This window comes from Streptomyces sp. NPDC050560 (assembly GCF_044457285.1).
Classification (GTDB): domain Bacteria; phylum Actinomycetota; class Actinomycetes; order Streptomycetales; family Streptomycetaceae; genus Streptomyces.
Genome location: NZ_JBITGT010000002.1, coordinates 199,468 through 211,344 on the forward strand (window position 1 = coordinate 199,468; position 11,877 = coordinate 211,344).

Below are 11,877 nucleotides of genomic sequence, written 5' to 3' on the forward strand. Positions count from 1 at the left end.
CGACGAAGGCCCCGACCGATGTTCCTGGTCAGGGGCCTTCAACAACTGCGGTGGGTGTGGGATTTGAACCCACGGTGACTCTCGCCACGACGGTTTTCTAGATCGCTCGGATTTTGACTCGCCATTGAGAATCCGCCGACCCCTGCATCCCTTCGGAAAGCGTGAGGTTGACGAGGCTCGGTGAAGCCGCAGCGAGGCGTTAGTACTTGAATGGGTTGGGGCACCCATGGAGGCGGAGCGCAGTATGTGTTGGCAGAAACTTCAGGCAGCGATCGTAGAGTTGAAGCAGTCCACGCTGGCTGATTTTTGAGACCATTAGATCGTAGAGATCAAGCAATCTGATCACGTCGCCGACAGCGTACTCCACCTGATGTGCGCTTAGGGAATCCGCCATCCAGTCTGTAAAACGGATTTCCTTGTGGAGCTGCACGTTGAAGTGGTGAGCCATCAGATACTTCAGAGAGAAGTGCTCGGCAGGCGCAGACGGCTCCAGGAGTTTGGCGGCGATCTTGGTGCAGGCGATGTTGCGCGGCTCGACACCCCATGCGGCTGCCATGAATGACAGGTCGAAGGGCGCGTGATGGAATACCTTCAAGACCTGTTCGTCGGACAACAATTGGGCCAACATAGGCGGAGTGCTGCCAGCAACGTGAGTCACGACGAATGCACCCACGCCTTGTGCATGGATCTGGCACGTGCCAATCTGCGCTTCGCGAGGATCGAGCCCGTTGGTTTCGATGTCCCATGCAACTCGGCCGCTCTCCACCAGTTTCGCGTATATATCGCGAGGCAGGTCGTGGCAGAATACTTCAACGCGGCCTGCTTGCGCTTCATGGATAGACTTTTGTGCTCGCACCGAGAACCCCCTCCAGATCTTCCTCGAAGAAAGCAAATAGGGACCCACCTTTCCGGCACATGAAAGCCGGGAAGGATCCGCTCCGGTTGTCCTTATGGTGGTACAGCGTCACGACAAATTGATCGTCGATGCGGTAGGCGGAGAAGGCGCGGAAGACGGGGGTTGTCCAGATCTCTACGCGCCCCGTACGGCTGCCGTTTGCGTCAAACTTTTTGTACCCCTCGATCGCATCGTTAAGCCTGGTTCGAACATCTCCTTGGCTCAGGTTGAAGCGCGCGGCCAGCGACTTGACACAGGTGTTGTCGTTGGGGTCCGGGAGGCAAACCCGGATCTTTGCGCCGTTGCGGGATGCAAGTTGCTGGAGATTCGTTTGATTATTGTTACGCCAGGTTGTCGCCCAGGCGGCAAAGATGTCCAGGTTCTTGGCTGAATTCAGGCGGTCATCCCAGTCGACAACCTTCCTGTAGTCCGTGCCGATCGACTCAAGTCCGGAGCTGTGGACATCATGTTTCAGTTCCAAGACCTCAAGCATCTCCCTGAAGAATGACCGGCGGCCTACCAAGTCCCACAGGGTGGCCAAAGCGACCGAGGCGATGAGCAGGCCACCGAGTTGATTGGCTAGCACACCAAACGACTTGTGATCTTCGGACCAAGACAGCCCCGACACGTACAGCAGCCCCAACCCAGCTGCCAGGCCTCCGCTGGCCAGCAGCCAGTACTTCAGGTTGGTGACCAATCTGTACGGGTTGTTGGTTGCCATCCGGGTCCCCTCTCATGTCCAACGACGCTAGCCGGTGCCACTGACAGCGGGGCTGCTGCGTTCCGCCCGTGGGCTGAGCCAGACTGTATCCGCGCTGCACTCAGCGAACGCTCCGTTCGTGACCTTGGGAACTCCGGCAGCTGCCGAGCCGTCGCCCTCCTGGTCGTCTGTCACTGAGCCTTATTGGTGGGCGGAGCTGTACAGCAGCGAAGCACAGCAACCACAGCAACCGTCCCCGCCCCGTAGCGTCCCTGTAAACCCAACGAGCGGCGTATATGACCGCCATTGACCGATCTCTACAGAGCTACGGATCAGAAGGTTGCAGGTTCGAATCCTGCCGAGTGCGCACAGATGAGAGGCCCCGGGACGAAGTCCCGGGGCCTCTCGCTTTGGCGGCCTCGCAGCGCCGACCGGCGCTTCGTTTCCCACAGGGTGTGGATGAGTCTCGGCTTCCGTACGCGCGACGAGGGCGCGGAGGCGGAGCCATGGGGTCCGGGGGCCTGCCGCACGGCTTTGCAGACGATCCTGTTCAGTCCGTGGGTGCGTCAACGGGCCGCCGTGGCAGCCCCCATGCCCCCAGACCCATTCCAACGGCACCAATAGCGCCCCCGCACCTCCATGAGGGAGGATGGGGGTATGTCCTCGCGTTGGTCGATCGGGTCGCGTAACTCGGTGTTGTCCATCGGCTCCACGGAGTCCGTGCTGTCCATCGGGTCGGCCGGGTCCGCCCTCTCCATCGGGTCCGTGGCGTCGTTCGGGTCGTTCGGGTCGCTGGGTTCCGCCATGTCCGCCGTGTCGGTCGGTTCTTTCCAGTCCTTCGGGTCGTGGCTGTCCGGGCAGTCGAACGCCTCCGTGCTCTCCTGGCAGTCCAGCGGCGCCAGGCTCGCCCGCCGTGCGGACGGCACCGGACGGCCGCTGCCGCGGGCCGCCGTCGTGGTGGCCGTCACCGCCGCCGCGGGCCTCGGCTGGTGGCAGGCGCGCAGGGCGCTGCGGTAGTACCGGCGGCCGCCCGCCCGCCCCCGCGTCGTACGCTGAGGCGCGGGAGAGGGGTGAGGCGCTTGGGGCGGATCGTCGTCGTCACCGCGGTGCACGCGCCCTCGGCGCGCTTCCTGCCCGACGCCCACAAGTCCCTGCGCAACCAGGAACTCCCCGGCGGCTGGGAGTGGCACTGGGTGATACAGGAGGACGGCACGGGCGACGCCGTACGGCCGTATGTGCCCGACGACGCGCGCGTGTCGTTCCGGCAGGGGCGGGCCGGTGGCCCCGGTGTCGCGCGGACGCTGGCCCTGGCGCACGCCGAAGGCGCGTATGTGAAGGTGCTCGACGCCGACGACCAGCTCGCGGACGGGGTACTCGCGCGGGACATCGGCGTGCTCAGCAGCGACCCGTCGGTCGGGTGGGTCGGCTCGCGGGCGGTCGACCTGCTGCCGGACGGGACCACCGTCGACTTCCCCGGCGGCCCCGGGCACGGCCGCGTCGAGCGCGGCACGCTGCTCGGACCGTGGGCCGCGGGCGGTCACCTGCCGCCCGTCCACCCCGCGACCCTGTGCGTACGGCGCGAACTGCTGCTGGCGCTCGGCGGATGGATGGCGCTGCCCGCCTCCGAGGACACGGGGCTGCTGCTCGCGCTGAACGCGGTGGCGCGGGGCTGGTTCTCCTCCGAGGTCGGGATGCTGTACCGCAAGTGGCCCGGCCAGGTCACGGGGCAGCGGGCACACGGCGACACCGAGGAGCGGGCGGCCCGTATGGCGGTGGTGGAGGCGCGGGCGCGGGCCCTCGCCACCCTGGACGGCGGCTGTTTTCGGACAAATTGACACTGCCCGATGCCCCGGTTCCGGGTACGGGACCGGGCGAATCCGAGTACGGGACCAGCGAAGGGGCCGCCCGGGCACGAACCGGGAGGCCCCTTGGCGCCGCCCGTGGGGGGTTTGACGGCCCCGCCGCACGTGTGCGGCGGGGCTCGCTCGGTGCGGATCGGCCGGTCCCCCGGCTTCCCCCGTCTTGCTCCGTCCGGCCGTTCCCTGCCGAGCTGTGTCGACCGTGGCAAAAGCTCACGGCTCGTGGCAAGCGGATGGGTGACAGTGGGATGCTGGGACGGCTACGTCCCCTGTGAGCTGCGCACTTGATATCCCGGTGGGACGCGGGTGGGATGCTCGCGTCCGTGCTTTCGCGCATGCGCGCAGTTCACACGTCTGCGAGGCAGGATGACACCGCTGCAAGAGAACGAGCAGTTCGCCGCCCGGCTGCGGGCGCTCAAGGAACGTGCGGGGCTCAGCTTCGAGACGCTGGCCCGGCAGACCGGGATCAGCCGCTCCAGCCTGCACCGCTACTGTGCGGGCGGCAAACTCCCCGCCGACTACGGAATAGCGCATGCCATCGGCAGAGCCTGCGGCGCCAGCAAAGAGGAGTTCAGGGAGCTGCACCGGCTGTGGGCGATCGCCGACTCGGCGCGTAGCGGCGCCGGGACGCCGGCCGCCGACGGCGCCGAAAGACCGGGAGCGGACGGCACGCCGGAGGACGGCGAAGCCGGGGAGCCGGAGGGCGGCGGGGCCGGGGAGCAGGGGGAGGGGCCGGGCGGTCAGGACGGCCATGCCGGGTCCGACGCGTCCGGGGCGCGGGAGCGGCAGCACGGCGGGCAGGCGGCGGGGAGGGAACTGCCCGAGGTCACCGACGTGCCCGTGCCGCCGCGGCCGAGCCTCTTCCGGCGCAGACTGCGTACGCACCGGGTGGCGTTCGGCGTCATAGCGGTCGCGGCCGCGGGGCTTGTGACCGCCGCCGGGATAGCGCTGTTCGGCTCCGACGACGGGGGCGCGAAGCACCCCGCGAAGGGTGGCGCGCTCTCCTCCACGGTCTCCGTGCACGTCTTCAACGTCGAGAAAGCCTGCCGCGGCAGCGACCACCTGCCCGCGTGCAGCATCGGCCTCGCCAAGAACCCCCGTAAGAAGTACGACGCGGACAACGTCGTCACCCACCGGGTCTGGCACAACGACGTCCTCGTCGCCGACTGCGTCCTCTACGAAGGCACGATGGTCGCGGACGAGACGGGGGTCACGTCGAGCAGGTGGTTAAGGGTGCGGCTCAACGACGCTCCCGGCGGCCACGCCTGGCTCTCCGCCGTCCGCACCCACGACAGCCCCGCCCTGCCCACCTGCAAGGAGTAGCGCCGCCGCCCCCGGTGCGTGCCACAGGACCCCGGTCGCGGTGCAGGTCAGGGGCCGTTGTCAGACCCCCGGGTTACCTTCGGGAGCATGACGGCTGTGGTGTGTACGGGGGTCCGGTGGGGTGCGGGGGGCGCCGCCGTGCTCGGGGGGAGGCGTGCGCGACCCCAGGAGCACGCGGCGGCGGACCCCGGGCCGCGGGAGCCCGCGCTCCCCCTCGCGCCCGGGTGCGTGCTGGCGCTGCGGACCACGGGCCCCCGGCGCTGCCTCGGTGTCCAACGCGCGGGCCGGCACACACCCTGCCCCGGCGAGCGTGCCGTTCCCGCGCACCTCACCCGCGCCCAGTGCGAGGAGTGCGCCCGTGTCGACCGCGCGCACTCCGTCGCCGCCGACACCGCGCCCGCAGACCCGCGCACGTACCGGGTCTATCTGGCGTGGTTCGGGCCCGGCATGGTGAAGTCCGGCATCACGGCGGCCGAGCGCGAGCGGCTGCGGCTGCTCGAACAGGGCGCGGTGGCGTTCACCTGGCTCGGGCAGGGGCCCCTGATGGCCGCGCGGCGCACCGAGGAGCTGCTGCGGTCGGCCCTCGGCGTCCCCGACCGGGTGCCGTACGCCGACAAGCGGGCCGCGCGCTCGCGGCTGCCGTCCGCAGCGGAGCGGGCCGCCGAGCTGACGGCGCTGCACACCGCGGCCGCCGCACTGCTGCCCGGCGGGGCCGAGGCGCTCGACTGGCTGCCCGCCAAGGTCGTCGACCAGGCCGAGGACTTCGGGCTCGCCGGACTCCCGCCCGCGAACGCGCTCCTGACCGGGCTCGTCCCCGGCGCCGCACTCGGCGGCACGCTGCTCGCCGTCGCGGGCCCCGACCTGTATCTGCGCCAGAGCGACGGACGGGTCCTCATAGCCGACGGCCGGCTGCTCGCGGGCTGGCCCTTCACGGCGTCGGCTGCGCCCGGCGGTGCGCGTACGGACGCGGTCACCGACGCACCCGTACGGGAGCTGCCCGCCGAGCAGCCCGCCCTCTTCTGACCCGGGGCGCCCGGCCCCGAGGCGGCGGGGCGAGGCTGGACACCGCGCGGGGCCGCGGCGCAGGGTGGGGCCATGAGTGATCAACCGGGCAGCGAGGGCGCGGACTCCGCGGAGGCCGGTGCGGTGCGCCGCTTCTGGACGCGGCTCGGCCTGCCCGGACTCGTCGACGTCCACACGCACTTCATGCCGGAGTCCGTCCTGCGGAAGGTCTGGGCCTACTTCGACTCCGCGGGTCCCCTCACCCGCGTCGAGTGGCCCGTCGTCTACCGGTACGGGGAGGACACCAGGCTCGCGCTGCTCCGCGACTTCGGGGTACGGGCGTTCACCGCCATGCTCTACCCGCACAAACCGGGCATGGCGGCCTGGCTCAACGGCTGGGCCGCGCAGTTCGCCGCCCGCACCCCCGACTGCCTGCACACCGCCACCTTCTATCCGGAGCCCGGCGCCGAGGCGTATGTGCGGCAGGCCGTCGAGGCGGGCGCGCGGGTCTTCAAGTCCCATGTGCAGGTCGGCGCGTACGACCCCGGCGACCCGCTGCTCGACCCGGTGTGGGGGCTGCTGTCGGAGGCGGGCGTGCCGGTGGTGATGCACTGCGGTTCAGGACCGGCGCCGGGGAAGCACACGGGGCCAGGTCCTGTCGCGCGGATGCTGGCCCGCCACCCGCGGCTGCCGCTGATCGTCGCCCACATGGGCATGCCCGAGTACGGGGACTTCCTCAAGATCGCCGAGCGCCACCCCGGGGTCAGGCTCGACACCACCATGGCGTTCACCGACTTCGTCGAGGCCACCGCGCCCTTCCCCAGGGCGGAGCTCGGCAGGCTGGCCGACCTCGGCGACCGGGTGCTGCTCGGCAGCGACTTCCCCAACGTCCCGTACCGCTACGTCCACCAGCTCGACGCGCTCGCCCGCCTCGGCCTCGGGGACGACTGGCTGCGCGCGGTCTGCTACGGGAACGGGGCCCGGCTGTTCGGGGTGGGGACCGGCGCTGCGGCCGGTTGAGGAGGGGGCGGCCGACGGGGGTGACCGTCAGGCGGCGGCCCGTTGACGCGGTGGCCGTCCGGTGCGGGGGCGTCGCTCACGCCCGGGCGTGGACGCCCACGCCGCCCGAGACGGTGAGGTTGTCGCCCGTGATGTAACCGGCGGCGTCCGAGGCGAGGAAGGCCACCGCCTCCGCGACGTCCGCGGGGGCGCCGGCCCGGCCGAGCGGCACCTCGGCGGCCCAGGAGTCGAGCATCTCCCGGGAGACGCCCAGCCTGCCGTAGGCGGGGGTGTCGATCAGCCCGGGGCTGACGGCGTTGACGCGGATGCGGCGGGGGGCGAGTTCGAGCGCGAGGGCGCGGGTGAGGGGCAGCAGGGCGCCCTTGGCGGCGGTCATCGCGGCGCCGAGCCCTTCCCCCGCGCCCACCGTGATCACGACCGAGGCGCCCTCGCCGAGCAGCGGGAGCGCCTTGCGCAGGGTGAAGAAGGTGCCCTTGACGTTGATGTCGAAGAGGGCGTCGAAGGCGTCCTCGTCGGTCGACTCGACCGGTCCCGGGCGGGAGACGCCCGCGTTGAGGAAGAGCAGGTCGAGCGAGCCGAACCTGCGGCGTGCCGCGTCGACCGCCCGGTCGAGGTCGGGCAGCGACCGCGCGTCGGCCCTGACGACCGCCACGTCCTCGGGCAGCGCGGCGTTCGCGACGTTGTCGACGCCGGTGACCATGACGCGGTGGCCGCGGGAGTGCAGCAGTGCGGCGGTGGCCCTGCCGATGCCGCTGGTGCCGCCGGTGATCAGGGCTGTGGGTGCGGGCATGGTGCGTTCCTCCGTGTGGTCGGGTGCGCCCGGGGCTGGGGCGCGGGGGCGCCGTATCGGGACGGCCTCCCTTGGCAGCGTACGACCGTATGGCAGTGACTGCCAAGCAGCATATGAATGCCAGACCGCTATCCGACTGCCAGGTCTCGTGCGAGTGTCAACCTGGCAGCGCTCGGCTACTGTGGGGGCATGGACCAGGAAGCCAAGGCGGCGGCGGGCGCACCGGCCACGCTGTGGGACAGGACCAGGCGGCTCGCCTCGCGGGAGATCCTGGACACGGCTCTGCGGCTCTTCACCGAGCAGGGCTACGACGAGACGACCATCGCGCAGATCGCCCGCGAGGCCGGTGTCTCCCAGCGCACCCTCTTCCGCTACTTCGGCACCAAGGAGGAACTGCTCGGCGGGGACCAGGGCAGCTTCGGGCAGGTGCTGAAGGACACGATCGGCGCGCAGCCCCCGGAGGCCGGGGTCTGGGAGGTGCTGCGGGCGGGGGTCGCCGCCGTACTGGCCCTGCACGACAGCCGTGAGCAGGCACTGGAACGCTTCCGGCTCCTGCACCGCACCGCCTCGCTGCGGGCCGGCTGGCTGGAGAAGCGGCTGCGGTTCCAGGAGGAGCTGCTGCCGCTCGTCGCGGCCCGTATGGGGGCGGTCGGCGGTGCGGACCCGCGGGCCCGCGCGGTGCTCGCGACGTCGTTCGCATGCCTGGACGCCGCGTCGATGGCGTGGGTCGAGGGCGGCGGCGAGCGCGACCTCATGGACCTGTACGACGAGTGCCTGGCCGCGGTACGCGGCTGAACCGCCACCTCCGGTCCCTTTTTCTCAGGCAATTCACAGGTTTCCGAAAGGGAGCTTTCAGGGCCGCGGCGCACCGTGTCCTCATGACCGTGACTTCGCCCCAGAGGCGTGCCGAACCGCGAGGCTCGGACGGGAGCCCCGTCCGGGTGCTCGTCGTGGACAACGAGGCCGCCGTCACCGACCTGCTCGCCGTGGCCCTGCGCTACGAGGGCTGGCAGATCCGCAGCGTCGGCGACGTCGGCCGGGCCGTGCAGCAGGCCAGGATGTTCCGGCCCGACGCCGTCGTGCTCGATCTGATGCTGCCCGGCGTGGACGGGCTCTCCCTGCTGGGCAGGCTCCGCCGCGACCTCCCCGACGTCCCGGTGCTGTTCCTGACCGCGAAGGACGCCGTCGAGGAGCGCATCGCGGGGCTCACCGCGGGCGGCGACGACTACGTGACCAAGCCGTTCAGGCTGGAGGACGTCGTCGCCAGGCTGCGCGGGCTGATCAGGCGCTCCGGGGCCGCCGCAGGGCGCCGCGGGGACTCCATGCTCGTCGTCGGCGACCTCACCCTCGACGAGGACAGCCGCGAGGTCACCAGGGGTGGCCAGTCCATCCATCTGACCGGCACCGAGTTCGAACTGCTCCGCTTCCTCATGCGCAACCCGCGCCGGGTGCTCAGCAAGGCGCAGATCCTCGACCGGGTCTGGAGCTACGACTTCGGCGGCCAGGCCAACGTGGTCGAGCTGTACATCTCGTATCTGCGCAGGAAGATCGACGCCGGGCGGGAGCCGATGATCCACACCAGGCGCGGCGCCGGCTACCTGATCAAGGCCGCCGAGTAGGACGGCACCGAGGCCGCCGGGGCGGACGGCGCTCGGCGGACCGGGGCCGGAAGGGCTCCCGGAGCGCGAACGCCTGGGGATGGGCGTGCTCCGGGACTGTGGGGTGCGCCCGGGAGACGGTGCGCGGGCGGGGGTGCCCGCCGCGGCCTCCCGGGCGTACGGGACGGCGCCCCGCGGTGGTGCGCGGGGCAACGAACAGGGCGCGTGGTCGTGTTGTGCGACCGCGCGCTTCGGCGTTTCCCGGCGCGGTGCGCCGAGTTCCCGGGCGCGGTGCGCGGCCCCGTACGCACCGCCGGTAACGGAATCGTGTCCATGCCCGCATAGCATCGAGGGGGCGGGCCCCGCGAGGCCCGGTTCGGACACGGCCGTACGGGAAGGTACGGGAAGGGGTGGCCATGGCGGGGGCAGCCGACCGGACGAGGGCGGCGGGGCCGGGCGGGCGCCCGCAGCGCACCAGCGTCTGGCTCGACGGCACGGCGCGGCGCGGCCGTTCCGCGCGCAGGGCCGAGCAGCCGAGCGGCCTCGGGCGGGACCGGATCACCGAGGTGAGCGTGCGGCTGCTGGACGCGGAGGGCCTCGCCCGCTTCTCCATGCGGCGCCTCGCCACCGAGCTGAACGTGACCGCGATGTCCCTCTACTGGTACGTGGACACCAAGGACGACCTCCTCGAACTGGCCCTGGACGCGGCCTTCGGCGAGATCGCGCTGCCGGCCGCGGGCGCCGCGCGCGACTGGCGCGCCGAACTGCGGGCGCTGGCCGGGGAGTACCGCGCGCTGCTGGTGCGGCACCCCTGGGTCTCGTCCCTGGTTGGCATGTTCCTGAACATCGGGCCGCACTTCAGCGACTTCTCACGGACCGTGCGGCGGGTGATCGGGGGCACCGGGCTCTCGGCGGGGCGCCAGCGCGGGGCCATCGCCGCCGTCTTCCAGTTCGTGTACGGGTTCGGCACCATGGAGAGCCTTTTCCTGGTGCGGTGCGCCGCCGCCGGGATGACCGAGGACGCGTACTACGGGGAGGCGGTGGCCCGGGCGCCGCAGGGCCTGTGGCGCATGGCGGACGGCGGCGGCGAGAGCGCGGCGTCCGTACGGCAGATGCGGGAGAAGGACTTCGGCGTCGCCCTGGAACTCCTGGTGTCGGGGATCGAGGCGCTGCGGAGGTAGGGGTCCGGGCGGGACGGGTTCGTGCGGAGGTTCCCGGCCCCCGGGGTGGCCGGGGGCCTGGGCGGTGTCAGTTCGATGCCAGCTCAGGGGGGAAGCCGCCGGTGGCCACGGGGCCCCACTTCGCCGGGGTGATCCTGATGATCGACTTGCCCTGGCGCCGCATGGCCTCGCGGTACTCGGCCCAGTCGGGGTGCTCGCCCGAGATGTTCCTGAAGTACTCCACGAGCGGTTCCACCGACTCGGGGATGTCGAGGACCTCGGCGGTGCCGTCCACCTGGACCCAGGGGCCGTTCCACTCGTCGCTCAGCACGATGACGCTCACCCGTTCGTCCCGCTTGGCGTTACGGGTCTTGGCGCGCTGCGGGTAGGTGGAGACGACGATGCGTCCCGAGTCGTCCACGCCGCAGGTCAGCGGGGACGCCTGGGGGGAGCCGTCCGCGCGACGCGTCAGCAGGAGCGCGCGGTGCCGGGGGCGAACGAAATCGAGCAGTTCCGTTAGAGAAACGGTCGTATTTGTCGCGATGTTCGGAGCCATGCTCGCACCCTACGCCGCCCCGTCCCACCGCCCTCCGGAGCGGCGGACGCGGCCCGCCGGGCGGTGCGGACGCGGGGCGGCGGCGCCCATCAGCGGCCCGGGGTGTCCCGCTCACACCTGCGGCAGCGACTCGCCCTGCACCGCCTGGATGTCCAGCTCCACCCGCAGCGTGGTCCCGATGGCGGCGATGCCCGCCTGGACGACCTGGTTGTAGTTCATGGCGAAGTCCTCCCTGCGCAGCTCCGCGGTGGCGTGGAACGCGGCGCGCACCCCGCCCCAGGGGTCGGGGCCCGTACCGAGGTAGCTGAGGTCGAGGTCGACGGGGCGCTGCACGCCGCGCATGCCGAGGTCGCCGTGGACGGTCCAGCGGTCGGTGCCGGTGGCGGTGAGCCCGCTGGAGCGGTAGGTGAGGTGCGGGTGCCGCTCGGCGTCGAGGAAGTCGGGCGAGCGCAGGTGGTCGTCGCGCAGGGTGTTGCCGGTGTCGATGGACGAGGCCCTGATGACCGCCTCCACCCGGGACTTGTCGGGGTCGGCAGGGTTGTCCGCGATCTCGATACGGCCGCGGAACTCGGTGAAGCGCCCGCGCACGCTGGAGATGCCGAGGTGGTGGGCGATCGCGGCGACGGAGGAGTGGGCGGGGTCGATGGTCCAGGGCCCGGGCGGCGGCAGCTCCGTACCGCCCTGCCGGGTGAGGACGATCCGGCCCAGCTCCGCGCGGCCCGAGGCGGTGACGATGGCGGTGGCGGCGGTGGGGGTGTAGCCGATGGCGGTGACGATCACGGTGTAGGGGCCGGGCGGCAGCGTGACGGGGTCGCCGACGGCGCCCTCGTCGTCCGCCTCGGCCCGGCAGATCTGGTAGCCGCTCGGGTCGGTGACGGTGACCACGGCGTGCGGTACGGCCCAGTCGTCGCGGGTACGAATCCGTGCGCTGAGCGGCATGGTGTGCTCCTTGTTCGTGTCGGACGGCCTGGTGG

At 71.3% G+C, this 11,877-nt stretch carries 13 protein-coding genes; 8 read left to right on the top strand and 5 right to left on the bottom strand.

Features of this window, described 5'->3' with window-relative positions; all coding sequences use genetic code 11:
* Nucleotides 1-199 precede the first annotated feature (199 nt).
* Together ACIBIW_RS05565 and ACIBIW_RS05570 are read right to left on the bottom strand one after the other, a co-directional pair.
* A complete protein-coding gene (locus tag ACIBIW_RS05565) occupies nt 200-856 on the bottom strand; it encodes a ribonuclease D (RefSeq protein WP_399332264.1) in 657 nt (218 codons plus the stop codon).
* Nucleotides 831-1,616: a hypothetical protein gene (locus tag ACIBIW_RS05570; protein ID WP_382493413.1), complete on the bottom strand. Its 786-nt coding sequence runs from the start codon at nt 1,614-1,616 to the stop codon at nt 831-833. The genes ACIBIW_RS05565 and ACIBIW_RS05570 overlap by 26 nt, the downstream gene beginning before the upstream one ends.
* A gap of 636 nt (nt 1,617-2,252) precedes the next feature.
* Between ACIBIW_RS05570 and ACIBIW_RS05575 the strand changes: the two genes are divergently transcribed.
* The 5 genes from ACIBIW_RS05575 (at nt 2,253) to ACIBIW_RS05595 (ending at nt 6,799) form a co-directional block, all read left to right on the top strand.
* Entirely contained in the window at nt 2,253-2,612 is a 360-nt protein-coding gene (locus tag ACIBIW_RS05575) for a hypothetical protein (RefSeq protein ID WP_399332267.1), read from the top strand.
* A 53-nt stretch (nt 2,613-2,665) separates the two neighbouring features.
* Nucleotides 2,666-3,430: a glycosyltransferase family 2 protein gene (locus ACIBIW_RS05580; RefSeq protein ID WP_399332269.1), complete on the top strand. Its 765-nt coding sequence runs from the start codon at nt 2,666-2,668 to the stop codon at nt 3,428-3,430.
* Nucleotides 3,431-3,820: 390 nt separating this feature from the next.
* Nucleotides 3,821-4,777 (top strand): helix-turn-helix domain-containing protein, encoded by a 957-nt coding sequence (locus ACIBIW_RS05585; protein WP_399332271.1) that lies wholly within the window; start codon nt 3,821-3,823, stop codon nt 4,775-4,777.
* Nucleotides 4,778-4,864: 87 nt separating this feature from the next.
* Nucleotides 4,865-5,800 carry a DUF2797 domain-containing protein gene (locus tag ACIBIW_RS05590; protein WP_399332273.1) on the top strand — a complete coding sequence of 312 codons (936 nt, stop codon included), beginning with the start codon at nt 4,865-4,867 and terminating at the stop codon, nt 5,798-5,800.
* Nucleotides 5,801-5,872: 72 nt separating this feature from the next.
* Entirely contained in the window at nt 5,873-6,799 is a 927-nt protein-coding gene (locus ACIBIW_RS05595) for an amidohydrolase family protein (RefSeq protein WP_399332275.1), read from the top strand.
* Nucleotides 6,800-6,875: 76 nt separating this feature from the next.
* Here the strand turns inward: ACIBIW_RS05595 and ACIBIW_RS05600 are convergent, their stop codons facing one another.
* On the bottom strand, nt 6,876-7,589 hold the full coding sequence (locus ACIBIW_RS05600; RefSeq protein WP_399332277.1) for an SDR family oxidoreductase: 714 nt from the start codon (nt 7,587-7,589) through the stop codon (nt 6,876-6,878).
* Nucleotides 7,590-7,778: 189 nt separating this feature from the next.
* Between ACIBIW_RS05600 and ACIBIW_RS05605 the strand changes: the two genes are divergently transcribed.
* From ACIBIW_RS05605 to ACIBIW_RS05615, 3 genes are all read left to right on the top strand, one after another.
* Nucleotides 7,779-8,384 (top strand): TetR/AcrR family transcriptional regulator, encoded by a 606-nt coding sequence (locus ACIBIW_RS05605; protein ID WP_399332279.1) that lies wholly within the window; start codon nt 7,779-7,781, stop codon nt 8,382-8,384.
* A gap of 83 nt (nt 8,385-8,467) precedes the next feature.
* The gene (locus ACIBIW_RS05610) at nt 8,468-9,208 is read left to right on the top strand and encodes a response regulator transcription factor (protein WP_399332281.1); all 741 of its coding nucleotides are present in this window, start codon (nt 8,468-8,470) and stop codon (nt 9,206-9,208) included.
* A gap of 395 nt (nt 9,209-9,603) precedes the next feature.
* Nucleotides 9,604-10,368 (top strand): TetR/AcrR family transcriptional regulator, encoded by a 765-nt coding sequence (locus tag ACIBIW_RS05615; RefSeq protein ID WP_399332283.1) that lies wholly within the window; start codon nt 9,604-9,606, stop codon nt 10,366-10,368.
* Nucleotides 10,369-10,435: 67 nt separating this feature from the next.
* Here ACIBIW_RS05615 and ACIBIW_RS05620 read toward each other — a convergent pair whose 3' ends face one another.
* Both ACIBIW_RS05620 and ACIBIW_RS05625 read right to left on the bottom strand, forming a co-directional pair.
* Nucleotides 10,436-10,903 (bottom strand): PPOX class F420-dependent oxidoreductase, encoded by a 468-nt coding sequence (locus tag ACIBIW_RS05620; RefSeq protein ID WP_399332285.1) that lies wholly within the window; start codon nt 10,901-10,903, stop codon nt 10,436-10,438.
* Nucleotides 10,904-11,014: 111 nt separating this feature from the next.
* Nucleotides 11,015-11,842: a YceI family protein gene (locus ACIBIW_RS05625; protein WP_399332287.1), complete on the bottom strand. Its 828-nt coding sequence runs from the start codon at nt 11,840-11,842 to the stop codon at nt 11,015-11,017.
* Nucleotides 11,843-11,877 lie beyond the last annotated feature (35 nt).

What these genes read in the sequence shown, in the direction of transcription:
- ACIBIW_RS05625 (WP_399332287.1), bottom strand. Translation starts at nt 11,842, where the DNA reads ATGCCGCTCAGCGCACGGATTCGTACCCGCGACGACTGGGCCGTACCG.
- ACIBIW_RS05585 (WP_399332271.1), top strand. Translation starts at nt 3,821, where the DNA reads ATGACACCGCTGCAAGAGAACGAGCAGTTCGCCGCCCGGCTGCGGGCG.
- ACIBIW_RS05595 (WP_399332275.1), top strand. Translation starts at nt 5,873, where the DNA reads ATGAGTGATCAACCGGGCAGCGAGGGCGCGGACTCCGCGGAGGCCGGT.
- ACIBIW_RS05610 (WP_399332281.1), top strand. Translation starts at nt 8,468, where the DNA reads ATGACCGTGACTTCGCCCCAGAGGCGTGCCGAACCGCGAGGCTCGGAC.
- ACIBIW_RS05600 (WP_399332277.1), bottom strand. Translation starts at nt 7,589, where the DNA reads ATGCCCGCACCCACAGCCCTGATCACCGGCGGCACCAGCGGCATCGGC.
- ACIBIW_RS05570 (WP_382493413.1), bottom strand. Translation starts at nt 1,616, where the DNA reads ATGGCAACCAACAACCCGTACAGATTGGTCACCAACCTGAAGTACTGG.
- ACIBIW_RS05615 (WP_399332283.1), top strand. Translation starts at nt 9,604, where the DNA reads ATGGCGGGGGCAGCCGACCGGACGAGGGCGGCGGGGCCGGGCGGGCGC.
- ACIBIW_RS05620 (WP_399332285.1), bottom strand. Translation starts at nt 10,903, where the DNA reads ATGGCTCCGAACATCGCGACAAATACGACCGTTTCTCTAACGGAACTG.
- ACIBIW_RS05590 (WP_399332273.1), top strand. Translation starts at nt 4,865, where the DNA reads ATGACGGCTGTGGTGTGTACGGGGGTCCGGTGGGGTGCGGGGGGCGCC.
- ACIBIW_RS05575 (WP_399332267.1), top strand. Translation starts at nt 2,253, where the DNA reads ATGTCCTCGCGTTGGTCGATCGGGTCGCGTAACTCGGTGTTGTCCATC.
- ACIBIW_RS05605 (WP_399332279.1), top strand. Translation starts at nt 7,779, where the DNA reads ATGGACCAGGAAGCCAAGGCGGCGGCGGGCGCACCGGCCACGCTGTGG.